The organism is Cohnella abietis, assembly GCF_004295585.1.
GTDB classification, from domain to species: Bacteria; Bacillota; Bacilli; order Paenibacillales; family Paenibacillaceae; genus Cohnella; species Cohnella abietis.
Map to the genome: position 1 here is coordinate 293,690 of NZ_AP019400.1, position 26,726 is coordinate 320,415.

The 26,726-nt window shown below is 44.2% G+C and carries 21 protein-coding genes; 12 read left to right on the forward strand and 9 right to left on the reverse strand.

The window, feature by feature from the left end; all coding sequences use genetic code 11:
• Window positions 1-8: 8 nt before the first annotated feature.
• A complete protein-coding gene (locus KCTCHS21_RS01225; protein WP_232058021.1) occupies window positions 9-1,358 on the forward strand; it encodes an amidohydrolase family protein in 1,350 nt (449 codons plus the stop codon).
• A 58-nt stretch (window positions 1,359-1,416) separates the two neighbouring features.
• On the opposite strand, the gene KCTCHS21_RS01230 is transcribed toward KCTCHS21_RS01225, so the two are convergent.
• From KCTCHS21_RS01230 to KCTCHS21_RS01265, 8 genes are all read right to left on the reverse strand, one after another.
• The gene (locus KCTCHS21_RS01230) at window positions 1,417-4,080 is read right to left on the reverse strand and encodes an FG-GAP-like repeat-containing protein (protein WP_130604763.1); all 2,664 of its coding nucleotides are present in this window, start codon (window positions 4,078-4,080) and stop codon (window positions 1,417-1,419) included.
• Window positions 4,081-4,337: 257 nt separating this feature from the next.
• Complete coding sequence (locus KCTCHS21_RS01235) at window positions 4,338-4,892, reverse strand: DUF1697 domain-containing protein (protein ID WP_130604764.1); 555 nt, start codon at window positions 4,890-4,892, stop codon at window positions 4,338-4,340.
• Window positions 4,893-5,172: 280 nt separating this feature from the next.
• Complete coding sequence (locus tag KCTCHS21_RS01240; RefSeq protein WP_130604765.1) at window positions 5,173-6,519, reverse strand: MATE family efflux transporter; 1,347 nt, start codon at window positions 6,517-6,519, stop codon at window positions 5,173-5,175.
• Window positions 6,516-7,514, reverse strand: coding sequence for a histidinol phosphate phosphatase domain-containing protein (locus KCTCHS21_RS01245; protein WP_130604766.1), 999 nt, complete (start codon window positions 7,512-7,514; stop codon window positions 6,516-6,518). The genes KCTCHS21_RS01240 and KCTCHS21_RS01245 overlap by 4 nt, the downstream gene beginning before the upstream one ends.
• A 24-nt stretch (window positions 7,515-7,538) precedes the next feature.
• Entirely contained in the window at window positions 7,539-8,438 is a 900-nt protein-coding gene (locus KCTCHS21_RS01250) for a metallophosphoesterase family protein (RefSeq protein WP_130604767.1), read from the reverse strand.
• A gap of 18 nt (window positions 8,439-8,456) precedes the next feature.
• Window positions 8,457-9,368 (reverse strand): carbohydrate ABC transporter permease, encoded by a 912-nt coding sequence (locus tag KCTCHS21_RS01255; RefSeq protein ID WP_130604768.1) that lies wholly within the window; start codon window positions 9,366-9,368, stop codon window positions 8,457-8,459.
• A 74-nt stretch (window positions 9,369-9,442) separates the two neighbouring features.
• Window positions 9,443-11,131, reverse strand: coding sequence for an extracellular solute-binding protein (locus tag KCTCHS21_RS01260; protein WP_162309416.1), 1,689 nt, complete (start codon window positions 11,129-11,131; stop codon window positions 9,443-9,445).
• A 34-nt stretch (window positions 11,132-11,165) separates the two neighbouring features.
• On the reverse strand, window positions 11,166-12,074 hold the full coding sequence (locus KCTCHS21_RS01265) for an ABC transporter permease (RefSeq protein ID WP_130604770.1): 909 nt from the start codon (window positions 12,072-12,074) through the stop codon (window positions 11,166-11,168).
• A gap of 246 nt (window positions 12,075-12,320) precedes the next feature.
• Between KCTCHS21_RS01265 and KCTCHS21_RS01270 the strand changes: the two genes are divergently transcribed.
• On the forward strand, window positions 12,321-13,115 hold the full coding sequence (locus KCTCHS21_RS01270; RefSeq protein WP_130604771.1) for a DeoR/GlpR family DNA-binding transcription regulator: 795 nt from the start codon (window positions 12,321-12,323) through the stop codon (window positions 13,113-13,115).
• A gap of 138 nt (window positions 13,116-13,253) precedes the next feature.
• Here the strand turns inward: KCTCHS21_RS01270 and KCTCHS21_RS01275 are convergent, their stop codons facing one another.
• On the reverse strand, window positions 13,254-15,185 hold the full coding sequence (locus KCTCHS21_RS01275; RefSeq protein WP_130616287.1) for an S-layer homology domain-containing protein: 1,932 nt from the start codon (window positions 15,183-15,185) through the stop codon (window positions 13,254-13,256).
• Window positions 15,186-15,482: 297 nt separating this feature from the next.
• Here KCTCHS21_RS01275 and KCTCHS21_RS01280 point away from each other — a divergent pair, with 297 nt between their 5' ends.
• The 10 genes from KCTCHS21_RS01280 (at window position 15,483) to KCTCHS21_RS01325 (ending at window position 26,512) form a co-directional block, all read left to right on the forward strand.
• On the forward strand, window positions 15,483-16,052 hold the full coding sequence (locus KCTCHS21_RS01280; protein ID WP_130604772.1) for a 5' nucleotidase, NT5C type: 570 nt from the start codon (window positions 15,483-15,485) through the stop codon (window positions 16,050-16,052).
• 1 nt (window position 16,053) lies between these two features.
• Complete coding sequence (locus KCTCHS21_RS01285) at window positions 16,054-17,802, forward strand: LamG-like jellyroll fold domain-containing protein (protein WP_130604773.1); 1,749 nt, start codon at window positions 16,054-16,056, stop codon at window positions 17,800-17,802.
• Window positions 17,803-17,831: 29 nt separating this feature from the next.
• Window positions 17,832-18,629, forward strand: a complete 798-nt coding sequence (locus KCTCHS21_RS01290; protein ID WP_130604774.1) for a DeoR/GlpR family DNA-binding transcription regulator — start codon at window positions 17,832-17,834, stop codon at window positions 18,627-18,629.
• Between the two features lie 339 nt (window positions 18,630-18,968).
• Window positions 18,969-19,694 carry a glycerophosphodiester phosphodiesterase gene (locus KCTCHS21_RS01295; RefSeq protein WP_130604775.1) on the forward strand — a complete coding sequence of 242 codons (726 nt, stop codon included), beginning with the start codon at window positions 18,969-18,971 and terminating at the stop codon, window positions 19,692-19,694.
• 143 nt (window positions 19,695-19,837) lie between these two features.
• Complete coding sequence (locus KCTCHS21_RS01300) at window positions 19,838-20,698, forward strand: ABC transporter permease (RefSeq protein ID WP_130616288.1); 861 nt, start codon at window positions 19,838-19,840, stop codon at window positions 20,696-20,698.
• A gap of 91 nt (window positions 20,699-20,789) precedes the next feature.
• Window positions 20,790-22,502 (forward strand): extracellular solute-binding protein, encoded by a 1,713-nt coding sequence (locus KCTCHS21_RS01305; protein ID WP_130604776.1) that lies wholly within the window; start codon window positions 20,790-20,792, stop codon window positions 22,500-22,502.
• 124 nt (window positions 22,503-22,626) lie between these two features.
• Window positions 22,627-23,538 carry a carbohydrate ABC transporter permease gene (locus tag KCTCHS21_RS01310; protein ID WP_130604777.1) on the forward strand — a complete coding sequence of 304 codons (912 nt, stop codon included), beginning with the start codon at window positions 22,627-22,629 and terminating at the stop codon, window positions 23,536-23,538.
• A 23-nt stretch (window positions 23,539-23,561) separates the two neighbouring features.
• On the forward strand, window positions 23,562-24,458 hold the full coding sequence (locus KCTCHS21_RS01315) for a CehA/McbA family metallohydrolase domain-containing protein (protein ID WP_232058023.1): 897 nt from the start codon (window positions 23,562-23,564) through the stop codon (window positions 24,456-24,458).
• An 85-nt stretch (window positions 24,459-24,543) separates the two neighbouring features.
• A complete protein-coding gene (locus KCTCHS21_RS01320; RefSeq protein WP_130604778.1) occupies window positions 24,544-25,896 on the forward strand; it encodes an MATE family efflux transporter in 1,353 nt (450 codons plus the stop codon).
• Window positions 25,897-26,137: 241 nt separating this feature from the next.
• On the forward strand, window positions 26,138-26,512 hold the full coding sequence (locus KCTCHS21_RS01325; RefSeq protein WP_232058024.1) for a hypothetical protein: 375 nt from the start codon (window positions 26,138-26,140) through the stop codon (window positions 26,510-26,512).
• Window positions 26,513-26,726 lie beyond the last annotated feature (214 nt).

Consider the following 26,726-nt stretch of genomic DNA (forward strand, 5'->3'; position numbering starts at 1 on the left):
TTTTGAAATTGACATGTAAAGTGATTACTAACGTCGTTGTTTTTACGGTGGACCGAACAGATAGGATTATTAAAAATGGCACCGTCATTGTAAGAAATGGTCTGATTTCTGCTGTAGGTAAGAAGGAAGAAATATCGATCCCTATAGATGCAGATGAAATTATAGATGGAAGAGGCCAGATGGCCTTGCTTCCTGGATTAGTAGATTCGCACAACCATTCCAGTCTTATGCGTGGAGTAGCGGAGAACATGAGGTTAGTTGATTGGTTGCCTGTGTATGATTTGGAGCATCGTGCATGTACGGAAGAGGATGCTTATCACGCGGCGAGGCTGAGCTACTTGGAATGTCTCAAGAATGGCACGACAACTATTATGGATATGTACCGCTATATGCATCGAAGTGCAGAAGCAGCAGGCGAGCTCGGAATTCGAGTACATTTGGCACCCTATGCAGCGGATGTTCAGCCTTACAATTTTTTTGAAACGGCGAGAGACAACGAGAAATTAATCAAGACACACCATATGACTCAGAATGGGAAAATTCGGGTTTGGATGGGACTTGAGAATTTATTTTATTGCAGTGAAGAGATGTACAAAGGAGCCATTAGAGCTCAGCAGGAATATGGAGTCGGCATTCATACGCATGGCTGCGAGCAAGAGGAAGAAGAGCAGACAGTTATTCGCACCTTTGGCAAGTCTACGATTGATATGCTTGAACAACGAGGGATATTGGGCGAAAAAACATTGCTGGCACACTGTGTGTGGGTAAACGATGACGATATTAAAAAAATGGCTGCAACCGGTACGAATTTGGCCCATTGTGCAATTTCGGCAGCTAAGCTTGGCTGCGGTGTGGCGAGAATTCCCCTTATGCTGAAAGAGGGAGTGAACGTATCGATCGGCTCAGACGGAGTCATCGACAACAACAGTATGGATCTGTTTCAAGAGATGAAGTTTGCTTCCTTAATCCAGAAAGCTACGAATTGTGATGCCTCAATTATGAGTGCAAATCAAATGCTCCGCATGGCGACGATTAATGGTGCCAAATCATTGAACATGGAAAACGAGATCGGCTCCATTGAGGTAGGTAAAAGTGCTGATATGATCTTGGTAGATTTCTTTAGACCGAATCTTCAGCCGGTATTCTGGGATGAGGATGAAACGAATTTGCTATGGAACCTGGTATTTGCTGCAAAAGGGGAAAATGTAGATACGGTCATGGTACAAGGAGAGGTGCTCCTTCGCCAAGGTAAATCAACTAAGGTTAGTGAATCAGAAGTCATGATCATGGCTCAAAGGCAAGGCGAGGATTGGATGAGAAGAAGAGAAGTGCATAAGAAATTGACTGGGTTGAGTTAAGTGTTTTTCATAACCAAGCCGTCTAAATCTAGGAAATGAAGATTTAGACGGCCTGACATTAGTTACGTATAGTCCACAGCCTCAGCATTACGACTGCTGCCTCTGCTCTTGTTGTAATCCCATTCGGTACAAACCGATTGCTTCCTCGACCCTGCAGAAGCCCGCTCACATGCACCGCTTCGACATAAGGTCGTGCCCACTCGGGGATGCTCGTGCCATCGGCATAGGATAAATACTTCTCGCTGTCTGCTTTCCACTTCATTGATTTGGCAATCATCGTAGCCATCTCACTCCGCGTGATAGTCTGGTGCGGCCGGAATGTGCCGTCCGTATAACCCTCAAGCATGCCCTCGGCTACGCCTATGTGAATGGTTGAAGCTGCCCAACTTGGAATGCTTTCTTTATCGCTAAAAGGAAGAGTGCCCGATTGCTCACTGATTGGAATTTGGAGCGCCCGCAGCAGCATTACTGCAAACTCCGCCCGCGTGACCGTCCTGTCAGGTGCAAATGTATTTGCGTTCACGCCCTCGACAATCCCTAGATCAGCTGCCTCACAGATCTCTGCTTTTGCCCAATGCTGCTGAATATCGGTGAATGTACATTTGGGCTGAAGCTCAGCTCCTGAAGCAGCTTGACGGGTCAGGGTAATGGTATAGCTTTGGCTTGTGCCATCCTCGGCCGTTACGGTTACATCAATTACGTTCGTTCCCACATTCAGCGGCAACGTACCGCTTGTACCTCCACTAGTAACAGCTATGGGTGTACTACCATTCACCCGCAGCTTTACAGTCGCTTTCGTATCCGCTAATGTTGGGGTCACGCCTACACTGCCAATGTCATTCGTCACACTCGACGTATAGCTGAATGTACCTAAGGTAAACGTAGGGGTTAGTGCTGCTCCCCCTGTCAAGCTCAATCCGTTAAGATTGGCATTTGTGCTTCTTGTAGGCGTTACGACTCCCGTGTAATTCGCCCGAGTCACGTCCACTGTATACGTCTTGATCGTCGTACCATCCTGTGCAGTCACCACTACATCTATCGTGTTCACGCCTACGTTCAGCGGTAACTCGCTGCTTGTACTACCGCTTGCTATTACTTCTGGCGTACCGCCATTTACTTTGACGGTTACCGTAGCTGTCGCATCTCCAACTGGCGTTACGCGAACACTACTTTGACTATACGCCACATTGGAAGTGTAGCTGAGTGTACCTGAGCTAAAGGACTGACTTAGCGTGGCACCTCCTGACAGGCTCAATCCGCTGAGGCTCGCATCCGTGTTAGGACGGCGCGTCACGTCCACTGTGTATGTCTTGACCGTCGTACCATCCTGCGCAGTCACTACTACATCTATCGTGTTGATGCCTACGTTCAGCGGCAACTCACTGCTTGTACCACCGCTTGCTATCGCTTCTGGAGCACCACCACCATACACCTGCGCTGTTACTGTTGCTGTTGTATCGACTAAGGTTGGTTTCAAATTTATACTATATACGTTATAGGCCACGCTTGATGTATAACCGAGAGTGTCCGTATTGAATGGAGTGTTAAGATTGGCGCCTCCTGATAGGCTCAGACTTTGTAAATCTGCATTTCTATGATTACCCAGAAGAATGTAAACATAGTTGCCGCCTTGACTAACGAGCGCAACATCCAATACGCCATCACCGTTAAAGTCACCGCTAACGGAGTTGAATATTGCACCAATGCCGGTATTATAAGTCTTTGCAGGTTCAAAAGTACCGTCACCATGACCGGAGAAGATCGAGAGAGTTGAAGAAGACCCATAATTTGCCACTAAAATATCTACTTCTTCATCACCTACGAAGTCTCCAATTAAGATAGCGCGCGAATCGGCACCTTTAGTTAAATAATTAACTGAATTTTGAAAAGTACCGTCACCATTTCCCAGTAAAATAGAAATAGAACCCGATGAGTTACTCGCAACCAAATCTAATTTTCCATCCTTGTTCAGATCGCCGGTAACTACTCTTTGCGTGTATTGTCCCGTTGTATAATCTACTTTGGGAGCAAAGGTACCGTCACCATTCCCTAAGAGAACACTAACTTTACGATCAGTATAAGAAGCAATCGCAAGATCCGGCTTATCATCCGCATTAAAATCTCCAATTGTAACTTGATAAGTCGCATTCCCGGTGCCAAAGCTTACGCTAGGTTCAAAGGTTCCATCACCCTTTCCTAGCATAATATCCACACGACTACCACCCGAGTAGGTCAATGCCAAATCCATTTTCCCATCCGTATTAAAATCTGCTGTAGCAATAAAATGAACGGAATTGCTCATTGGGATAACCAATGCGTTTGCAAAGGTGCCGTCACCATTTCCTAACAAAATAGAAACGGAATGAGAACTCCAGTTCGCGGTTGCCAAATCGATGTGCCCATCTCCATTGAAATCCGCATTCGTTATGGCGATGGCCTGTCCTCCGGCATTGTATGTTACCTCGGATCCAAAGGTCCCATCCCCGTTGCCTAGTAGAACAGAGATAGAGGAACTGCTCAAACTCGCAGAAGCAACATCTAGATGCCCATCTTTATTAAAATCAGCACTAGTCACATCAGTAGTTGAAGTGCCTGCTGAATAGCTGGTCGCACTCTTAAAAGGTGCTGCATAGGTTTGAAACGGCTTCTGAATCGTAAATAGGAGAACGATAACTAGCGCAACTTTTATAAATAGGGATTTCTGTCTTATTAAAGATTTCATTTGTGTTTCCTCTTTTCTATTTTGTTGGAATGACAAAATGAACTAGCTTCATCGACGAGAAGCTTAACATAGTGCTATGAAAGAATTATGAAAGAAATAAAAAAATACATCGCGACGGGAAATAGCCCAGTGCGATGTATTTTTCAAATCTATATAGAGCCAGTATAGAGGGAGTGTCCAGTCTTCTGAGACACTCCCACTACGTCGATAGGAACGTTGTGAACATGGAGTTCGCGGGGGCATTAAGTTAGATGCCACTATTCAATCCCTTTTGCGATTCCGAGCATAAGCTCGTATATTTTGCGGGTTGTATTTACATTTCTAACTGTTATCTGTTGATAAATTTTTGTTCCGATGATCTTCGACATGCCGCTTCTGGTCACATGCTCTTTGTCCACCGACCAAAGGATCGCACCAGGAATGTACTGAACCCGATCAATCTCCGGCTTGATTTTCAGCTTATCAATAACTGATTCATCATTAATCTCATCCCACAAAAAAAGCACATCGCTTCTCATGCTTTGATCGTTAGTCCAATGGTCCGGCAAGGATTGAATGAGCTGTGTATACTCCTCAATGCTGCGAACGATAACTTTAATAGCTAAGCCGAAATCTGTATATATGGCTTCTTCCAGAATGCTGCAAAGCTCTTGTTTGGAATGCATGCTATCCGTAAATAGGATATTGCCCGTATTGATGTAGGTCATAACAGAACCCATACCGACCCGTTCAAATGTTTGGCTAAGCAACTTCATGTTTATTTTATTGTTCCCGCCGACATTGATTCCTCGTAGAAGTGCGACATAGACCAAAGTGATTCCCTCGCTTTTTGAAAACAGACTATAAATATCATTTCGCCTTCTTGCTGCTGATCCCCTTCCTCTAGACTAACATTGGTTGGCGCAATAGCTATAAAATGTATGGTTAAAGAGCCGATGGCGGCGTGTGAGAGGAGTTAATGGACGAACTGCAGTTAGAACTTGAAAAACTGAACACGATTACTGAGCTGGAGAAAGCGAGAATCAATAGATAAACTGAACGGGATCCAGCGCCCACCGCGCCCGAATCCCGTTCGAGACATACAACTCGCTCCTACGACGCCAGAATCTTAATGCTTTGCCAGGAACGTCTCCTCCATCTAAGTAGCATCATTGAGGCCCTTATCCATTCATCCATAGCAAAGGCCATCCAAATGCCTACTAACCCCAGTTGAAATACAATTCCGAATAAATAGGCTAACGGTACGCTGATCGCCCACATCGACACTAAACCAACAACTACAGGGTACTTAACATCCCCGGCCGCATTCAGAGAACTGATAAGCACCATATTACAAGCGCGTGCCGGCTCCAGTAGAATAGACAGAAGCATGATCTGCTTACCTAGCCGAAGGATCTCAGCGTTATTAGTAAAGAGTCCAAGCAGTAGACTCGACAGGCTATAGAGGAAAACACCGATCGCAAGAGAAATAAGAAACGCTAGTTTCAAGCTGCGAATACCAGAATGATAGGCATCTTCTTTCTGATGAGCTCCAATCAGGTGCCCGACAATAATTTGCGTTCCTTGGCCGATCGCCATCGAAAAAACAAAAACGAAGGAGGTAATATTCTGGGTATAAATCTTGGTCGTTAATGCAGTGGTGCCCAGTATTGTGATCAGGTAAGTGATGACTACCTGAGAAAGATTATAAGAAACATGTTCACCTGCAGAAGGAATGCCTAATTTGAAAATAAGACCAACGTTTCCTCTTCGAAATCTAAAAGGATTCATAAAACGTATGGGGTACCGTAGGTTTCTGAAGCATAGGATCAAATAAGCGATTACCCCAAGCGCCCGAGTAATCCAAGTCGAGACCGCCACTCCTTCTACGCCTAGATTCGGTAAGCCGAACGGTTCCATTAACACTAAATAGTTTCCAAAAATATGAAGCACATTCAACCCTAATGAGATGAGCATCATTTCCTTTAAAATACCGTGGCACCGTATAATCGTACCTAAAGTCATGCTCAATGCGATCATGAAGACTGAACTGCCGACGATAGATAAATACGAGACACCCTCAACCATGATATCTTCAGGTACCCTGAAGAGAGTCAGAAACACATCGGCATAAGCAAGTAATCCCACGCTAGCGATTAACCCGATCATCAAATTCAGAGTCAATGCTGATCTTCCGACCCTATCTACACCCTCCAGATTACCTGCGCCAAGCCACTGATTGAGAATTACGCCTGTACCAACGGCAACAAATCCGAACATCATACCGACTACGGTCAAAACCTGATTGGCTAACCCAACAGCCGCCACGGCGCCATCGGAGTAACTGCTCAGCATCATCGTATCCACAGTTCCAATCAGCGAGCCGAACATGGCTTCAATAAAGATTGGCCATGCTACCGCAAGAATGCTCTTTTTTCGTAGGTCGCTAGATTTACTCATACCAATATATGCCTATTCCGTTGTCGAGCCTTAAAGGTAACCGTTTCTTTAAAACCTACTTCTTTAAGCATGTTCAACTGCTGATTGGTATAACTGCCTAGATTCTCCGGATAATGCGCATCCGTTGAAGTCATAATCGAAACGCCCTTGGCGGACAAAATATTTAGAAAAGCGGGACTTGGACACATTTCCTTGATCGGATATCGGTAGACCATCCCGGCGTTGATTTCCGTGGCTATATTATGTTCAACCAGCAGCTCTGCAATCTGCTTATAAATCGGCAGCAATCGTTGTTCGTCGGGGCGATAGCGGAAAGCTTTCAAATTATCCAGATGGGCGACAATATCAAACAACTCTGAGCGAATAGCTTGTCCGACCACCTTGAAGAACCGATCATATAAGGTTTCTAGATCGAATAGTTCAAACCGGCTTTCCGTAGCCGGATTATCGAAGCCCCATCCATCGATAAAATGGACTGAGCCGATCACGTAATCATAAGGCTGAGAAGATAAAATAAGATCCAGCTCGCTTTCGCAGCCTGGAAAGTAATCAGCTTCAATACCCAAATAAAGTTCTATCCCATTACGCAGCCATTTTTCTTTCTCGTTTTGAATACAGGTTACGAATGAATCAACCGAAGCGACGCACACCTGATCAAGCCATTTTCTCTGCAATGTGCCAAGTGGCGTGTCCGATAGATCAATATATTTTTCATAATACGTTTTATATTCGGTGAACCGATAGAGGTGATCGACAATACCTACCTTTTTCAACCCTGCGTTCTGGGCTTGCTTTAAATACAGATCAAGCCATTCCGAAGTATAAGCTCCCTTATGAATCCGATTTTCCAGTTGGCGGAATACTTCCTGCATCCACTCGATCGAATGAGGCTTCCATTCGCAATCGGTAAATGTGGCAATACTTTCAAACGTGCGCTTCAGCCACCCTGCAGAGTACGGTCCTTCTTCAAGGTGAATGTGAAAATCTGCTTTCATTCTGTACATCCTCTCTTACTCTAGTTAAACAATGCTGTCGTTTTCCGAACGAATCCAAGATTGGAATTCGCGTTTTCCTTCGTGAAGAGTAATCACTCTTGCGCCGCGCTGTAACTCGCCATATGTGTTGTATCCCGTAACGCGACCGTAGACGAGTGAAATGCCATGTAGAACGCCTACATAATCATTGTCGTGATCATGGCCGGCGAATACCCCCATCACGTCGCCCGCCTCGAGAAAAGCCGCGAACAACCCACTATTTATTTTCGGACAGCAAACTTCCTCGCCTTTTCTCCCTGCCATCGTTCCGAATTGCCATACCGCATCATATTCAGGGAGGGGAATGTGCAGGAAAGCCAACCCAGGCAGCGGCCCCTCATTTTTTCCTGTGACTTGTCGGGATTGATCTGCATACCAGTGAATTTGGTCGGGATGAATCCAAGCGTATCCTCCAATGCTATCCGGCGCATACTCTCCTGAATCAAAAAAGTAGAGCACGGCAGCAGCTTGATCCTCCGTGGAATGTTGCACGGTGACCGTATAATTGCCGACACCGTGAATATGGGCCGGACCAGTCTCGGAAATACAATTGTCAAACTCGGATAGGATGTTTTGTAAATCCATTCTTGTAACACCCTTCTCCGAATCATGATTGCCGTAAATTACGGCGAAAGGAATATCGGAATTCGTCGCGCATTGTATAGCCCGGCGAAAAGTCGTTTTCTGATCGTCAACGTCATCGCTGGAAATGAGATCGCCGGTAAAAACAATTAGATCCGGCTTTTCGGTCTCCACAATCCGCTCCATTAAAGCCAGTGTACGGACATCCTTATCCGGTTCGATGCCATCCTTTAGGTGGATATCGGTAAACTGGACGATTTTAAACGTCCCCTCTTTATTAAATACCAGCTTGCTCATACTCATCGCTTGTCTCCTCCTAAACTATTCTTTTAAAGCTCCGGCAGACACGCCTTTTGTAAAATGCTTTTGAACAAACGGGAAAATTAAAATGACCGGCAGAACGACAAGCAAAATCGTCGCCATTTTTAACGAATCGCCTGTTATTTGAATACGATCCACCATCTCGTACGATAACGAGCCTGAAGATTTCATCAGCGCATTGCTAAGCGCCTTCTGCGTAGTAAGCATTTCTTGAAGCAAGGTCGATGCGGGCTTAATATCTGGATTGCGCACAAAGAACGTACCTGTGAACCAATCATTCCAGTGTGTAACCGCATTAAACAAGGACATCGTTGCAATAACCGGCTTGCTAAGCGGCAGAATAATACGGAAGAAAATACCGAAGTCGTTCAAGCCGTCCATTCGTGCAGCTTCTTCAAGCCCTTCAGGAACCTGCTGAAAGAAGGTGCGCATGACCATGATATTCCATACGTTGTATAAGCTCGGAACAATATACACCCATATCGTATTCGTCAGATGCAATTCCTTAAGCACCAAATAATACGGAATCATCCCACCGCTGAACAGCATCGTGAAGAAAATAAAAAAGGCGATCACGCCGCGCCCCGGCAGCGTTCGGCTCGTTAAGGCGTAAGCCGCCATAGCCGTAAGAAAAACGCTAGATATCGTGCCTGCTACTGTTCGTATTAGAGAGATGATAAATCCGTTCGTCATTTGCGATTGGGCAAATACTTCTGTAAAATTTTCGAACGTCCACTCTCTCGGCCATATATAAATGCCGCCTCTTTGTGCATCGGCTCCGCTGTTAAAAGCTAGAGCGAATATATTCAACAATGGAAGAATGATAGTCAGGCAAACGAATAGGATGATCAAATAGTTGAAAATGGTTAAAAGACGTTCACTCCATGGCGCTTTGTAGAAGCTTGTGTTCATTGTCCGTCTCCTTTATTTCAATCAGGAAGCATTCAGGAACCACGCTTAAAGCAAGGCTCCTGAATGTGCAACTATTAAAATTTAATCGATACTTTTTCCGCAGACTCTTTATTTTCCAAAAATTGAACATATTCTTTGAGGCCGTATTTGTCCAACCGAGCAGCTGCCTCATCCATTATTTTACGAGCTTTTTGCATATCGCTGCTGTAATAGGCTCTTAACAAACTTTCATTGTAGTTGTCTATAGCCTGTCTCAAATCCGCACCTTGATCAAAGTCATATATAAAAGAAAGCGGCGTGAGTCCATCAACAATTTTGGCGGCTTTCAGTTTGCCGTCATAATCCCACAATTTAATGATTTCGTTAGGCGTTTTGTTGGTATCCGCGGAAGCTGCATCACCATAAGCATCTTCACCAAAATCGCCCTTCGGATCCAAATCCGTGTAGCCAAGATACTCGCCCCACCAATTGCCTACGCCACGGAATCCAAGCTTGGCAGCTTCAGCAGGATTGCTCGCTTTCAAATCAAGCACTTCTTGTTTCGCAATCGGATTACCCTTGGCATCAAGCGTGTAATCTCGTCCTTCAATGCCGTATTGCGCCAGCAGCTTGCCCTCTCGGCTTGCTAGGAAATCCGCCAGCTTCACAATGTCCTCTGGATTTTTCGTCGTTGCGGGAATGGACCAGCCGCCGCCGCCCGATTTATAATCGACTTGCATTTGATAAGGGCCGTTAACGTAGTTGATAGGGCCAAGCGGTACGTAAGTCATATTATTGTTCTCTGGTATATAATTGTGCATTTCCGCGACAATTCCGAAGCTGTGGTTGATCAGAGCTTCCTTGGAACGGTTTTCCTCCATGGTGAAAAATTCCGGATGTATTAGCTTTTCTTTCAACAGCTTTTGAATAAATGCAATGCGTTCGAGACCATAATCGGTTTGGCTTTCGAATTTGATTTTTCCGGCTTCATCCTTCATAAACTTCTCTTCGGTCGGGCCTGTCCAAACCAAGTCATTAAACAGGGAATTCACATCTTTACCGCCCCACACTGTAGGACCAATCGGATAAATGTCTTTACCATGAGCATCCTTAAAGTGGCCGTCCTTCATTTTCTTCGCCAAATCATAGACTTGCTCAGTCGTGTTGATCGTGCTCGGGTCAATGCCAAGCTGATCCATAATATCTTTGCGTACGAAAGGTCCGCCTACATACTTCTTTCCAATTTGCCCTGTATTCCGGGAGATCGCCGTATAGACAAGATAAGTAGCGCCATTGAAATCAGGACGAAACATAATATTGGTCTTAGCATCGGTCGGGAGATAGCCATCCTGAAAATACTTGCTATAGATGCTCGTGTTTTTCAGAGAAGAGGTCAAGTCGGCGAACATGCCTTCCTTGGCCGCTTTTAATAAAATAGGCATTTCCGGACGTCCGCTATTATTCAAATAAAATCCGATAAAATCCGGCAAATCGCCGGCAGCCAGACCGGCGGCGAGCGCCTGCGTAGAATCTTCCGATGTCACCCCTTGAATCTCAAGCGTAATACCCGTTTTTTCTTTCAACACTTTAGCGATTTCGGGATTCATATAGGTAGAAATATCGCCGGCATCCTGAAAAATTAGTCCTTTAATGGTACGATCCGCGATCCACGTAGCAGGCTTGTCCGATGTAGCAGTTGTATTCTCCTCGTTCGATGTCGCGGATGAACATCCCGTCACGAATAATGCAGCCACAAGAGGAACCGCAAGAGATTTTTTCCAAATATTCATATTCACTGACCTTCCCAATGATGTATTTTTACCACAATGAAGTATTGAACTTTTTACGGGATAGTTGGTTTACCGCGATTACAAGAACAAGGCCGATAACGCCCTGTATCATGCCGACTGCCGAAGCATAACCGAACTGCGAATCCTGCATCCCTACCCGAACGACATACGTATCAAGCGTTTCTGCTAGCTCCATGTTGCCCGGAGTTTTGAGTAAATAAATTTGATCAAAGCCTGCGGATAGAATACTCCCAAGCGATAAGATGAACAAAATCAGGATCGTCGGGCGAATGCCTGGCAAAGTAATATGCCAAATCTGTCTAAGCTTCCCGGCTCCATCCATCTTCGCCGCTTCATAGAGAGCAGGGTTGATTCCCGTAATAGCAGCGAAATAGATAATGGAATTCCAACCAATTTCCTTCCAAATAAAGCTCCAAAACATGATCGGGTAGAAGGATGCCTTTTCCATCATAAAAAATCGGCTGCCATCGCCTCCTAGAGAGTCAATGAATTGATTCAGAAAGCCGGTATCCGGAGCCAAAATTCGCTGAATCATTCCGATTACAACGACCCAAGAGAAAAAATGCGGAAGATACGCGATCCCTTGAAAGACATTCCGGAGCCTTGTATTTTTGATCTCGTTCATCTGCAACGCAAAAATAATTGGGAACGGCAACGCTAAGAAAAGTTTCATAGAACTAATGATGAGCGTATTTTTAACAAAAACCATGCTCTGCGAATCACTAAAGAATTTCTCGAAGTAACGAAGCCCTACCCACTCACCTCCATATAACCCCCCTTTAAACGTGAACTCCTTGAACGCAAGCACAAGTCCTGTCATGGGCAAATAAGAAAAAGCAATAAAAAAGGCGATACTTGGAATTAACATGATGTAAATATAACGATGGAGCCAAATTCGTCTCTGCCATTTCAACATCTTTTTAAATAATCACCTCTTCTTTGTTTCGTTGTTTAAATTTGTTGGTTATTGCGAGTTTGTGTTGTTTCTCGACTGTTTAAACTATAATTTACCTTTGTAAACGCCATTCATTCAGTTTGTAAATTATTTATCAAGTCGATCGGCGCAGCGATATATGATAGACTTGACACGGATAAATTTGATATGGTAGCTGTAAGAAGCGATTCTAGATAGTTCAAAAGTATGGTGTGAGGTGTTTCGAGGATGTCTCTCTTAGCGGAAGAAAGAAAGAAAATTATTTTACAAGAACTAGACGATACGGGTAAGGTCGAGGTCATTCTTCTCTCCAAGCGTTTGCAGGTTTCCAACGAAACCATACGCCGAGATATGGACGTCCTAGAGGAGTTAGGTAAATTAAAGAGGGTGTATGGCGGAGCTGTGAAAATTGCTCACAAAGACGGTGAGCCTGCGTATAACCTTCGTAGAGTTATGAATTATGCCGAGAAGCAAGCGATCGGTCGTCAAGCCTCGGAACTCTTGAAAGATGGCGACACCATTTTTCTGGATACGGGGACAACGGTTCTTGAATTGGCTCGTAGTATTGCGGGCAAGAAGCGGATTACGATTATTACGAATTCCCTTCCTGCTGTCCATGTATTAGTTGAGTCATTAAACCAGGAGCAGTTTACAGGACAGGTGATTCTTCTTGGCGGCGAAATTTCTCCGAAGCAGCAATCGATCAGCGGACTCATGAGTCATGAGATGCTTCAAAATTTTTACGTGGACAAAGCATTTCTGTCCGTCGGAGGGATCTCGCCCTTGCATGGTATAACGGACTTCGATATGAACGAATCTCTCACTTCCAGAATGGCGGCAAAACGTGCCAACGAGGTTATCGTGCTGGCTGATCATAGCAAAATCGGAGGCAACGCCTTTTGCCACATTGCACCGATAGAGGTAGCCGACATGATTATTTCTGATCAAGATCCGCCTGTTTCGTGGATAGAAGACCTGGCCACCCATGATATTACATGGATAAAAGTGTCCTTGCCCGAATAATTCCCGTGGTTAGTAGGCGCCTAAGCTCATCATGCTCAACGCCTTCAATAGGAACAAATTAGGGCTGTGCTCGAAGTGATTATCCCACTTCAGGCGCAGCCCCGTTTTTGACGAGATCATTTGGTTGACTTCTACAAGTTATCCTTCGATGAGCTCAAACACGCGCTCCAAGATCACGTACGTTTGTTCATGCGTAAGTTTGCCATGCGGGTCAAAGTGGGTGCTGTCCGTTCCTTGCAACAAATTCAATCGAACAGCTTCGTAAACTACGTTTTTCGCCCATGGTGAGATAAGGTTGTCGTCTGCAAATGGTGTAGCCGTTGCAATACCGCCGCTCGTCGCGTTCACCGAGCTTCCTGCGCCTTTCTTCATGTTAAGCGCCTTATCGTACACGTTCAACAATAGCTTCGCCGCCTGCTCTCTCGTAATCGTCGCGTCAGGCGAGAACGTCGTAGCCGACGTGCCGCTAATAATCCCATTTTTGTTTGCCCAATTGACTGCCCAATCGCTAACGTCACGGAACGGAGTGGAGTTGATATCGTTGTGGAGCACTTGATTTTCAACAATATCCTGCTTCATGACAATCTCGAGCATCCGCACCGCCATTCCTGTGAACGTTATCCGTGAAATCGGCCGCTGATAATTGAGATCGAAATCCATTGGGATTAGACCGTTTCCTTTAGCCTTCAAGTAAGCGCCCTGCGCCCACGTGCTAACTTTCTCATCCCCATTCCCACTTACCCGCAGTGTTACTATTTTGGATTTTGGATCTCCGATATAACGGTCCACGCTTACATAGGCTTCTCCCTTACGGATTCCCGTAATCCGTCCTTGTGCATCAATCGATACGATCGATGAATTGGAACTCACAAACAAGTTATCGCTCGTTTGTGTGCCCGATTCTAAGCGTAACTGAATCGTTTCGCCTACATGCAATTTTATCGGAGCGTTTGCTGTGAAGTGTGGTAGCATCTCGAACATCGTCGTCTGAAAATGGATTTCCTGCGCCTGACCATCACGACCGTACACGCCTGTAATGGAGACACTGAACGTATCGTCTTCTGCGAACTCCTCTATCCCGTCAGGTCGGAAAATAATCGAATAGGGGATGCCGCCATACCCGCCAGTGTCTACATTAAAAAATTTCCCTTCTCTATCCGTATCACTTGCATTAAACGACCATTTGCGTTCGTCGCGTTCCCGCACCAATTCGACCCGAATGTCATTAGTGTGCGACTTGTCATAACGGCTCGTATTTAACGACACTGACCAAGCATCATTCGGGGAGAATACTTCTTGTGGAAAATAGCCCGCCGAAGGCCACGCGACATAATCGTAGCTTACTTCGCTCGGATTACGTTCACTATTGAACGCGGACATCGTGGCAAACGGAACTGGATACCCATACGACATGTCCGCATACACCATGCCGAACATCGTCTTCTTCATTGTCGGATTGATGATCCAGCGGCGATGCCCTACACGATCAATATTCGATGCATCACTGTCCGACATATAGCCAAGCACGTTATCGTAAAAAGTATTGCTGCCCAGGAATAAGTTACTTGAGCTCGTCGCTTTGTATCCAAGATCAAATTGCGATTGGCTCATATCGGCTGGCTGAACTGGATGATGGGAAAGTTGTTTGTTGACCGCATTCAGAAGCGCACCAGTTTGCTGCTGCTGTTCCAACGATGAATCTGCTACTAGGTCGTCCGGAACTCCTGCGAGGTAGCGAACGAAATTTGCTGCATTAATGCCATCTTCAATATATTGAGGTTTGAGCTTGCCTGGAGAATACGGTGCAATTAACTGAGGGGCTTGCTTATAAATTGCATCCGTATTGTATATTCCGTCCTCAGATGTATAGCCGGCCTTCACCATGTCCATGGGGCGGTATTGCAGCCATTTGGCTAAAATGTCCTGCTTCGCGCGGTTTTGCGTTAACTGCTGTACATCACTGGAGGCGGCAGAGGCGTGTTGCGGTGCTCCGGCTGCTGACCAGATTGACGTTGCAACGAGTGTGGCGAGTATGAGCTTGAGCGGTTGGTTCCATCGGTGGCGAGTCATGTTCACGAATGTTGTCCTCCTAGGGCGTTTGATTATGCGACAAATTTTGCGTACAACATTTTTATATTATTCAATAGAAATTTCCAATATCCTCTCGCGAAATGTGATATCGAACGAAATCAGAAGCAAAACTATAAATATCTTAAATGTGTGGAACTTTCATTTGTTTTACAATACGCTGATACGGACTTTAAATAATGAAAACAATCAATGCCTACAATTGTGGTATATAGACTGTTTGATTCCGATTTTTTTGTTTTTTTGAATACTTCGATGTTGAAAATAGGAGAGATTATATTGAAACGCATAGCAATTGATATGGATGAAGTCATGGCGGACACTGTGGCTACACATTTGGAATGGTACAACAGGGATTATCATGATAACCTGCATCTAACGGATCTGCATGGAACTACACTGATACAACTAAGACCTGAGCGGATAAGAGAAATAGAAAGCTATTACGATAAAGAAAATTTCTTTCGTGAACTGAAAGTTATTGAACATAGTCAAGAGGTCATACGAGAGCTAAGTCAGTTTTATGAAATATTTATCACTACTGCTGCCATGGAGGTTCCTGCTTCCTTCAAAGCCAAGTACGAATGGCTACTTGAACACTTTAGCTTTCTTGATCAAATGAATTTTGTTTTTTGCGGAAACAAGAGCGTTATTCACGCTGATTATTTAATTGATGACAATGTAAAACAGCTTGATCGTTTTCGAGGGCAAGGCATTCTTTACACTGCGTCCCACAATATTTTTGAAACCGGGTACGTTAGGGTGAATAACTGGCATGAAGTGAGAGAGTTTTTCGTAGATAAAGAACGTCTGCTAGATGGTATGGATATAGAAAGGGAGGTTAAGTAATATGGAGATGTGTCGTGTAATGCACATCCCCAAGCGCCAGCAGCCTATACAAGTACTAGCCCACTGGATATTCGATCCGATCCATACGAAATCTGGATCGATTCAGGAAGGGAATCTAGTCTTAGCCGATAAGAGCGGCCTCGGCAATCATATCGAATTGGTTACGACTAATGAAAGTACTACGCAGCAATACGCCCCTCATCTTGATTGGATGAAGGATACTTCAGGAGGGGCCGGCTTATCTTTATATAATGATCGATGCGATAAAGGTACAGGAAGTTATTTTCAAACCGTGAAGGATGCCCCTCTCAATCAAGAGAGCTTTGGGCAAGGATACACCATCGAAGTCGTCGTTCAAATGCCAGAGCTTTTCGATGAGGATAGACACAGTTGGATGGGTGTGCTGACGAGACAGGGTAGAGCGGCGGATCTTGGTAAATCGGGAGAAAACGAAATTGTTGCAACTCTATCTATTTCGAATTGTAAGGAATACCAATGGGTAAGTCATCCTACGAATCAAACTTCATCGGTTACGAATTGGTCACGTTATTTGAAACCCGGACAATGGCATCATGTCGTCATCGTTAATGATACGATACAAACACTGTTGTACGTGGACGGGATTTGTGATTTCAACAGTCCTACAAGAGATATCAGGGGTATCGCTCAAATCGAAGGAAAAGGTTGGAATATCGGAGCCTCAGAATGGGGCGGCCAACTAGATCAACTGTTTTCTGGCTCCATTAGAGAGATTCGTATTGCAGGAGAACCCCTTGAGAGAGTGGATTGGCTACTTGATTCCAAGCCGCAGCAAGTTATTAAAGGTACTAACGAGGAGCATCCTCTTTCACTCCAGAAAAGCGCTTATCACTTTGTTTTTGTCCCTGATGCACAGAAGCTTGTCTATTTAAATCCCGAAATGTTTGAAGCGCAAACAAAATGGATAGTGGACAATCACTCCAGATTTAATATTGCTATGACTGCATTTGTAGGAGATATCGTCGACCATAGTGATGCCCCAGAGGAGTGGGATCGCTCTTCCAGGGCGATATCCCTCTTGGATCAATCTCACACTCCATATATGATGACTGCTGGAAATCACGACTATGACGCCGCTGATACTTATTTGCAGCACTTCGGACCTGATCGCTTTCGCAGCAAGGAATACTATAAAGGCCATTCACCGTCCCAATACAGCTCGTATGGTTTCATTCAAGCAGGAAGCTATACTTATCTCTGGTTAATGGTAGATATGCAATACCTTTTGCAGGACATGGCATGGTGCAAAGCAGTGCTCGAGGAACATCCGAATATACCTACTATTATTGTGTCCCATGATATTCTTTATGCGACGAAGGAAGAGGAGCGCCGAATTGTTCATGAATCGGAGAACGGCAGGCTGATATGGGAGGAATTAGTTGCTCCTTATAATCAGGTGTTCCTGACCGTAAACGGACATTATGACGGGACTGCTCACCATATACGAAGAAATAATTCCGATCATATGGTCATTCAACTGTTGATCAATTATCAGGACAGCTACCGTGGCGGAAATGGTTGGATGAGACTAGCTGGATTTAATGAGGAAGCTAACCAAATTTCTTTTCTGACCTACTCGCCTTGGGTAGAGCTTCTAGGAAAGAACGAACCGCTGTCCTATCCGGATTACCGATACTTGACGGGACAATATGATACTTTTGTGATTCCATTTCCTTTTGAGAAACGTTTTAATTTTGTGACCGAAAGTTAATTATCCGATTAATTTGGAGTGATCGCTCAATGTCTCTTTTATCCGAAGAAAGAAAGCAGCATATTCTCATTCAACTAGATACGATCGGCAAGGTGCGGGTTATCTCGCTGGCTGAACAGCTTCAAGTCTCGAATGAAACGATTCGGCGTGATCTGTTTGTATTGGAGGAAGAAGGAAGGCTTAAACGCGTCTACGGTGGAGCTATAAAGGTGCAATATGATGAGGGCGAGCCCCCCTATCAGCAACGACAAATCTTAAATTATGAAGCAAAGAAGACTATTGGGTACAGGGCTGTTGATCTGATCCAGGACGGAAACACTATCTATATGGATACGGGAACAACGATCCATGAATTGGCACGCTCCCTCAAAGACAAGAAACGAATAACGGTTATCACTAATTCCTTAACTGTCGCGAATCTGCTGACAGAATCGTTGTCCCAAGCCCTCTTCAGCGGGCGAGTAATTATTCTGGGCGGTGAAATATCGCCGGAGCAACAATCTGTAAATGGCTATCTTCCTCAGGAGATGCTTAAAAATCTCTATGTGGATAAGGCTTTTGTTTCGGTGGGAGGGATTTCGATTGAGACAGGTATTAGCGATTACGATATGAATGATTCTGTTATTACCAGAATGGCGATATCGAAAGCGAAGGAAGTTATCATTCTAGTGGATTATAGCAAGATCAGTATACAAGCCTTCTGCCATATTGCGCCTTTAGAATTAATTGATGTTGTCGTATGTGAAAAGGAGCATCCAAAAGCATGGGCACAAGAGCTAGATATGAAAGGGATTACGTGGATTACCGCAAATGCAATCATAGAGTAAGCCGGGTACATAACCTAAATAGCTAGACAACGAGCTTTTTAGCCCTTTCGATTTCTAACAGGAAATCGGGAGGGTCTATTTTTTTCCAACACCTCCCCTCCAATCTCTGCGACACTTGAGCCCGGTTCTTTTTGCTTCGTTAACATTCCGTCAACAAACCACATAAAAAGATCGGTTTTTTTCCATTATTCCTCTAATCAATAACAAAACATCAACATCAGTCTTAATAATAACTTGTTAATGTGAAAATACCACGATAACAATCTCAAATTACAATATTAATATCACAACAATAGTAAATCTGGCGTATTGAGAATTGGAGGAATAGGAGAACAATTTATGAATCACCGACCTTTTTCACTTATTTGCGCACATACGGGTTGCGGCACCGCCCCGGATAACACGATGGCTTCCTTTATGGAGGGTATTGCTATGGGGTCAGACATAGTAGAAGTCGATCTCCGGGTGACTAAAGACGGCACAGTGGTATTAATGCATGACCATAGCCCATTGCTTGACGAAATGTCATTCGAGCAATTAAATCAGCTTGAAAACCGTATGAAGATAAACCCCGCCTACGAATTTCACACTATCGCTACACTCGACGAAATTCTGGAGAAGGCTAGAACACACGGGATAAAGCTCAATCTAGATATCAAAACGGAAGCCACCATTCAACCGACCATTCGAAGCATTCAACGCTCCGAAGCTGAAGATCTTGTCTTCATTACAGGCTGCTCAAATGGCATTACAGACTCTTATAGCGGGATCAAGGTTCTTTACAATACTCCAGAAGATCTTACTGAAGATGAGGAGCGAGAATATGCCTCATGGTCGCGAGCCATTAGCGAATCGGCGCATGCAGGCGGATACTTCGGCTTGAACATGGATTACAAAACTTGCCGACGGGAAGTCGTTGAAGAGGCTCATGCGTTAGGTTTAGCGGTGTGGGTTTATACCGTGGACGATGAGGAAGCTATTTGCAACATGAATGAGATAGGTGTAGATGAGATTACCACCAACGAAGTAACGCTGTTAAAACAGCTCCGAGCCCAGAGAGGCTAGTTGTTTTTTACACAGAAATTTTTTGATGAAGGGAGAATCCTACATTGCAAACAAAAGTTCCATCTGTTCCGGCGGGACTTCGCAAAAAGCAACACCTTGTATATTTGTGGAAAAAAATACTGATTTATCGTTATTTGTACTTGATGCTCATTCCATGTTTTGCATCCTTCATTATTTTCTCCTATATTCCGATGGGCGGGTTGCTGCTGGCGTTTAAGGAGTTCAAATTTAATCAAAGCGTGCTTGAGAGTCCTTGGGTAGGCTTTCAGTATTTCGAACAATTTTTCAACGACTATAAAAGCATGACATTAATCAAAAACACACTCATCATCAGCACCATGAAGCTTTTCCTCGGATTACCTTTTCCGATTCTTCTGGCGCTTATGTTCAATGAAATCAAAAACCGATGGTTTAAGAACATTGCCCAAAGCATTTCGTATTTGCCGCATTTCATGTCGTGGGTCATTGTCATCGGTTTAATGCAAAGAATGTTGGCACCGGATACTGGGTTGTTAAACGAAACGATTACCTTTTTCGGCGGTAACGGTAATACGTTTTTTATGAATGAAGCGCATTATTTTTATCAAATTATGTTCGGCAGCCATATCTGGAAAACAATCGGCTGGGATTCAATCATCTACCTGGCGGCTATTGCCGGAATTAATCAAGATATGTACGAGGCGGCCAAGATAGATGGGGCGAGCAAATGGGCAGAAGTATGGAACATCACCCTTCCGTCGATTCGCCCAACCATCCTGATCGTATTTATCCTATCGCTTGGAAGCATTTTGTCAGCCGGCTTTGATCAGCTTTATTTGCTCAAAATGCCAGGCAATGCAGAGCTTGTAGACATTCTGGATACGTACGTGATCCGCGTTGGTTTGCAGCAAGGCCAATACGGCTATGCAACTGCGGTCGGTATGATGCAAGGCGTTATTGGTTTAATCCTTGTGGTCGTTGCTAATCGTTTCGCTCGAAAAGTGTCTGGCACTTCGGTTTGGTAACTTTCCTTAGCAAGCCACTCTCTTTGAAGAGAAACGACTAGCAGCTTTATATACCATCTAAATCATAAGAGAAAGTGGGAATGAAGAAATCATGTTAAAGAATACAAAGCTGTTAAAGATGCTTGCAGTTCCGCTGATCGCTTCGTTAGTCATGACAGGATGTGCACCAAAGGAAAAAAATTCAGAGAACACCAAACAAGAAACCATCAAGGATACTGCAGGAAAACCAGCGACTTGGATTGCCGACCGCAAGATTAAAGGCTTGATCTTTATGGATGCAGACGATATTACGGAAGAAATGAACCCGGAAGTACTGAAGCAAATTAAAGATAAAACGGGAATAGACTTCGAATTCAATCTTATGCCTGCAGCGAATTCGCTCGACGGATTAATTGCCGGTCTTGCTTCCGGTGACTTACCGGACTTTATCGCCTTTTATTTGAATCATAGCGGTCGAAAGGAAATGCCCATTGTACTGAAAGCTGCGCGCGAAGGCATGTTTACTGACCTGACTCCTTTCATAAAGGATACGAAAATATTCAGCAAGTATTTACAAGATGGATACTTGCCGCTTGATACTAAAAACGGAGTTATGTTCCGTCCGGAATTTAACGGCGCGGCCTACTTCATGCATATGAATGTTTCGAGAGAACCAGGGTATATGACGAGAAAAACGTTAGGTGGACCTTTCATTCGCAAAGATATCGCCGATGCTCTGAATGTGGATCCAAGAACAATTACAACTTCAGAGCAAATGTACGAGCTGGCCAAAAAAATTAAAGCAGATAATTTCAAAGATAACAATGGCAAGGACATCTCTGTCATCGGTCCGAGATATTGGGGCGGCACGGAAGTTAAAGCCTTGTATAGCGATTTAGCAATTAACGTCAACCATACTTTTGGACGCGACAAGGAAGGCAAAATCGTTCACGAAAGCCAGACGGATTACCCGTTGAAGCGCGTGGAGTACGTCCAAAAGCTGCTGAAAGAAAAGCTGATGAACCCTGAGTTTTATACAATGGATGAAAATCGCGCAACAGAAGGTATCTTGAACGGGTCTTTCGCGATCGTTGCAGATATGCACAATTACCTTGATTTTAATAAAGATATGCATTATTTACCGATTGGTCCACTTAATGAGGGGGACAAGCCTTTCCGAATGGGGCTGGACTTTAAGAGCTCTGGCGGTGCTTGGGCAATTCCGTCCACGACGAAAAAACCGGAGGACATTGTTAAATTCGCAGATTTCCTGGCGAGCCGCGAAGGCAAGCTGTTATGGCAGTATGGAATTGAAGGAAGAGACTACACGCTGGATGCTAAAGGCAATCCGATTGTAAACAAAGAAGTGTCTGAAATGAAGGATAAAGATCCCAAAGCTGCTAAAGCGCTCGGGTTCGCAGGAGTAGGAAATTCTTGGGGCGAGATCCTGGGCAATACTGACGTTGATCGCATTGACGACTTCGGTGAAGCAGAATACGGTAGCGCAGCTCAATCTCAAGTAGATGAGGGACCTCTCAAGATTGCGGAATATTGGGGCTGGGACGAAAAACGGAAAAATGCGGAAATCTCGGATACGTATTCTCCTATGGCATTCTTCGGCGAGTTCTCGAAGGAAAATGAGTTAAAGGCTGCACTTGATAATTACAACGAAAGCATCATACGTGCTTATTATGCAAAAAGCCTGGATGAAGCCAAGAAAATTCTCGGTGAGGCGTCGAAGCAATTACACGCAGCCGGCTTGGAAGATTACTTGGCGCTGCTTGAGAAAAAAGACGCCGATCCTAACACGAAGGTGAACCTGTAACAAACATTGATTGCTGGTTGGGAGAGGTCGGTTTTATCGGTTCTTGGATAAAATCGACCTCTCACTATAAGTATATGCTTCGGAAGCCGTTTTGCTTCGCAGACCTTGAAGGAGTGCAAATGACGTGGGGAAAGAATTTTACAAGATTTCTACAGGAGAAAAAGTTACCCGGATCGTTATCTATGTGACAATCATCCTGTTATGTTTATCTATTATTTTGCCGCTTTTGAATATTTTCGCTCTCTCCTTCAATTCCGGTAAAGATGCAGAAAGAGGCGGCATTTATTTTTGGCCGAGAATTTGGTCTATTGAAAACTATAAAGAAGTTTTTACTTCCTCCAATATTGTGAATGCCTTTGGGATATCTATGTTCCGTACGATTGTCGGAACAGTGGCGAGCGTTTTTTTAACCGCAATGGCAGCTTACGCCTTAAAGAGCAGAACGATGCCGGGCGTTCGGATTATTACAATGCTCCTATTTTTTACAATGCTGTTTAGCGGTGGAATCATTCCTTATTATATGCTGTTGAAAGACTTGCATCTGACGAACACGATCTGGGTCTACATTGTACCGGGATTGTACAGTGCGTGGAACATCATTATTATGCGAACCTTCTTTCAGGAAATCAGTCCAAGCCTTGAAGAATCGGCACGGATCGACGGATACAACGATTTTTCAATTTTTATGAGAATTATTATGCCGCTCAGCAGACCAGTTGTTGCTGTCATCGCGTTGTTTAATGCTGTTGAGCACTGGAATGATTGGTTTACAGGGGCATTTTACGTTCGAGAAAGCCGCTTGAGGCCACTATCAACACTGCTACAGGAAATGCTAACCCGGGCAGATGCCCTTCGTAATACGCTTGAACAAACAGCGGGAACGAAGCAATACGAAATGCTGGATAAAATTCAGGTGACGGGAAACTCGCTGAAAATGGCTACGATCATCATCGTCGTCGCACCCATTATTCTTATTTATCCGTTTATTCAGAAGTATTTTGCCAAAGGCGTTATGATCGGTTCGGTCAAAGAATAAAGCGGGAAAGGACGGAAATAGACATGGAACGAATGTTAATTTCAAATCCTTATGACAAGCAAGGAATATGGCTTAAGGGAAGCTTCCATAATCATACGACGAATAGCGCTTGCGGCTCACAGCCGCTCGAAACCGTCTACCGGATGTATGGGCAATACGACTTTCTCGGTATTTCCGACCATGATTTTATAACCGTCCACGAAGGGGAACGTTCTATCCCTTCCGTCTTCGAAGCGTTAGAAGTAAGTAGTCCGCAAAGGCATATGCTTCTCATAAATCCTGCACGGTCGATCATGGACGATTATTCGAACGAATTTTCGATAGAGAGGTATCAGCAGCTATCCGATAGCTGCACCCGACATGGCGGAATGAGCGTACTTGTTCATCCCAATCGTTATTACTCCCAGTTTTGGCCGATTGAAGATATGCTGGCGATGAAGGACTACACCGGAATTGAAGTCATTAATGGCGAAGGAAACCCCGAATACGACATTGCATTCGACAAATGGGATGCTTTGCTGTCGGCTGAGCGTAAAGTATGGGGCTTTGGTGGAGATGATTTTCACGTGTACGGGCAAGAAAAACGAACTTGGAATATGGTTCTAGCCGAACAAAATACGAATGAAAGCATCCTTGCGGCGATGAAAGCCGGAAGTTTCTATATTTCGACCGGTTATGGCTTCGAGTCCATCCGGGTAGAAGACGGCATGATTGAGTTCAACTTGCTTTCCAGTGAAGGGTTGGACCGCATGTACAAATACGTAACCTTGATTGGCAAAGACGGGAACATCTTATACGAAACCTCTGGGCGTATCAATAGCGTTAGCTATAAATGTCGTGGAGACGAAGGTTACGTAAGGGCGGCGGTCTATTTGGAAGGCGGCTTCGGCGCATTCTCTCAACCTTTATTTATCGGATAGGCGCGTATACTTTATTTCGATCCTCTTAAGGATGATGTGACGATAGTCATAGGGTTGGACATGAACAGGGAGAATGTGAGCTTGTATGAGTAAAACGTATGACCCGCGTCAAAAGAGCATTATTTCGATAACATGGCCTATATTTGTTGAAGCTTTATTCGGCATGCTAATCGGAACTGTGGATACAATGATGCTAAGCAGTTACTCCGATGGAGCTGTAGCAGCTGTTGGAATAGCTAATCAGGTTTTAACCGTAGTGGGCTTAATGTTCGGATTTGTTACGGTAGGTACAAGTGTAATCCTTAATCAATGGCTAGGCGCGGGGAAGTTAAATGATGCCGATATAATCGGAAGATCAGCACTGACTTTGAATTTAATAATCGGTTTAATAGCTAGCGTAGGATTATTAGTATATGCAGATGTGTTTCTAAACATTTTCAAAGTACCTGATGCTGTAATGGTTGAAGGTGTCTCTTATTTATCCATTGTTGGCAGCTCCGTCTTCATTATCGCTATTAACATGACTTTGGGTACCATTTTACGATGCCGCGGTATTGTGAAGGAAATGATGCTAATCTCATTGGGGTTAAACGTGTTCCATATTATTGGAAACTATTTGGTGCTGATGGAACCCTTTGGGTTGCCGAATCTAGGTGTAGAAGGTGTTGCAGTATCCACATGGATCACCCGAGCAGTTGGAATGATCGCTTATCTGATTTTATGTATGCGAAGCTTGGGGTACCCCGTTCGTCTACTGAATCCTTTTAAATTTCAAAAAAGGAACCTTGGGCTTATATTCAAATTAGGTATTCCTTCTGCCGGCGAGCATGTTTCCTATAGTCTCTCTCAAGTTGTTATCACCTACTTGGTAACTCTATTAGGTACGACGGCATTAACGACAAAGATCTATTCCCAGAATATAACCTCCTTCGTTTTTATTTTTTCGATGGCGATCGGCCAAGGAACACAAATTATAGTCGGACACATGATTGGGGCTCATCAGAAGGAGAATGCCTATCGATCTGGTATGAAAAGCTTGAAGCTGGCATTGCTAATTTCTCTTGGAATCGGTATTTTCCTCTATAGTCTGGCGGGTCTATTGCTCGGCCTATTTACCAAAGACCCTGAAATTATTCAGCTAGGAAAGCAACTCATACTCTTGTCTATATTACTGGAACCAGCTCGCGCTTGTAACATGGTGCTAATCAGCTCTCTAAATGCAGCCGGAGATGTTAAATTCCCGGTAGCTATTGGCCTAGTGTCCATGTGGGCGATTAGTGTTCCGTTGGCCTATGTATTCGGAATCGTATTTAATATGGGGTTGGTAGGTATTTGGTTGGCCTTCTCGATCGATGAATGGGTAAGGGCATTTATGATGCTCATCCGGTGGAGAAAACGTTCTTGGCAGAACGTCAATCTCCTTACTCCAAATCCGTAAAAGAGTCGGGGGCTGGCAAGTCCCCGCTTTCCATCGGCTGCCGAGCATACTAACACTGAATGATGTTGTGTTGAAAGATTTGGATGAAGAAACCTTTAGAAAGTATTCTGTGAACCTCCCTAATACGAAAAACTCGATTGCATGGCATCTCTGGCATATTACTAGAATTGAAGATATGACCATGAGCATTCTTGTCGCTGATGACCAACAAGCTCTATAATCGGGAAATTGGTTTGAAAGAATGGATACTAGATTTCCCCACTCTGGAAATGATATGAGTGTAGAGGATATTGCCGAATTAAGTTCAAGGATAGATTTTGACTCATTATTGGCATATAGAATGGCTGTCGGAAAGCAAACGCGACAAATCGTATCTACTTTGGAGCCAGGACAGTTAAAAGAAAAGGTTGAACAAAACAGAATAAAACGATTGTTTGAAGAAAACGCTGTTACACAAGATGCGAGCTGGCTGGCCGATTACTGGAGCAAAAAAAGCATAGCAGGGCTAATACTTATGCCCGCAACAAGACACATCTTTTTACACTTAAAAAAATGTATTCATATCAAAGATAAACTCAATAAATCAACAAAGAAACGATTAATCGAATCGATTTAATAGATAACTTGGAGTACATCGTATGTGTGGCGATGTACTCTTTTGCGTTGTGCTCAGGAGTATCGAGGTCAACAAGGAGTCAACGAATGGGGGTGAACGTACTTACAAAACAGTAATGTTGATTTTGGGAATCCTTGTATTTTACATTCTGGACCCCCACCTTTGTATGAAACAACTATGCAATTACCTTGACAACCCGTTGTATAGTTAGTAG

What these genes read in the sequence shown, in the direction of transcription:
- KCTCHS21_RS01230 (WP_130604763.1), bottom strand. Translation starts at nt 4,080, where the DNA reads ATGAAATCTTTAATAAGACAGAAATCCCTATTTATAAAAGTTGCGCTA.
- KCTCHS21_RS01240 (WP_130604765.1), bottom strand. Translation starts at nt 6,519, where the DNA reads ATGAGTAAATCTAGCGACCTACGAAAAAAGAGCATTCTTGCGGTAGCA.
- KCTCHS21_RS01245 (WP_130604766.1), bottom strand. Translation starts at nt 7,514, where the DNA reads ATGAAAGCAGATTTTCACATTCACCTTGAAGAAGGACCGTACTCTGCA.
- KCTCHS21_RS01250 (WP_130604767.1), bottom strand. Translation starts at nt 8,438, where the DNA reads ATGAGTATGAGCAAGCTGGTATTTAATAAAGAGGGGACGTTTAAAATC.
- KCTCHS21_RS01255 (WP_130604768.1), bottom strand. Translation starts at nt 9,368, where the DNA reads ATGAACACAAGCTTCTACAAAGCGCCATGGAGTGAACGTCTTTTAACC.
- KCTCHS21_RS01265 (WP_130604770.1), bottom strand. Translation starts at nt 12,074, where the DNA reads ATGTTGAAATGGCAGAGACGAATTTGGCTCCATCGTTATATTTACATC.
- KCTCHS21_RS01270 (WP_130604771.1), top strand. Translation starts at nt 12,321, where the DNA reads ATGTCTCTCTTAGCGGAAGAAAGAAAGAAAATTATTTTACAAGAACTA.
- KCTCHS21_RS01275 (WP_130616287.1), bottom strand. Translation starts at nt 15,185, where the DNA reads ATGACTCGCCACCGATGGAACCAACCGCTCAAGCTCATACTCGCCACA.
- KCTCHS21_RS01285 (WP_130604773.1), top strand. Translation starts at nt 16,054, where the DNA reads ATGGAGATGTGTCGTGTAATGCACATCCCCAAGCGCCAGCAGCCTATA.
- KCTCHS21_RS01290 (WP_130604774.1), top strand. Translation starts at nt 17,832, where the DNA reads ATGTCTCTTTTATCCGAAGAAAGAAAGCAGCATATTCTCATTCAACTA.
- KCTCHS21_RS01295 (WP_130604775.1), top strand. Translation starts at nt 18,969, where the DNA reads ATGAATCACCGACCTTTTTCACTTATTTGCGCACATACGGGTTGCGGC.
- KCTCHS21_RS01300 (WP_130616288.1), top strand. Translation starts at nt 19,838, where the DNA reads ATGCTCATTCCATGTTTTGCATCCTTCATTATTTTCTCCTATATTCCG.
- KCTCHS21_RS01305 (WP_130604776.1), top strand. Translation starts at nt 20,790, where the DNA reads ATGTTAAAGAATACAAAGCTGTTAAAGATGCTTGCAGTTCCGCTGATC.
- KCTCHS21_RS01315 (WP_232058023.1), top strand. Translation starts at nt 23,562, where the DNA reads ATGGAACGAATGTTAATTTCAAATCCTTATGACAAGCAAGGAATATGG.
- KCTCHS21_RS01320 (WP_130604778.1), top strand. Translation starts at nt 24,544, where the DNA reads ATGAGTAAAACGTATGACCCGCGTCAAAAGAGCATTATTTCGATAACA.
- KCTCHS21_RS01325 (WP_232058024.1), top strand. Translation starts at nt 26,138, where the DNA reads ATGGATACTAGATTTCCCCACTCTGGAAATGATATGAGTGTAGAGGAT.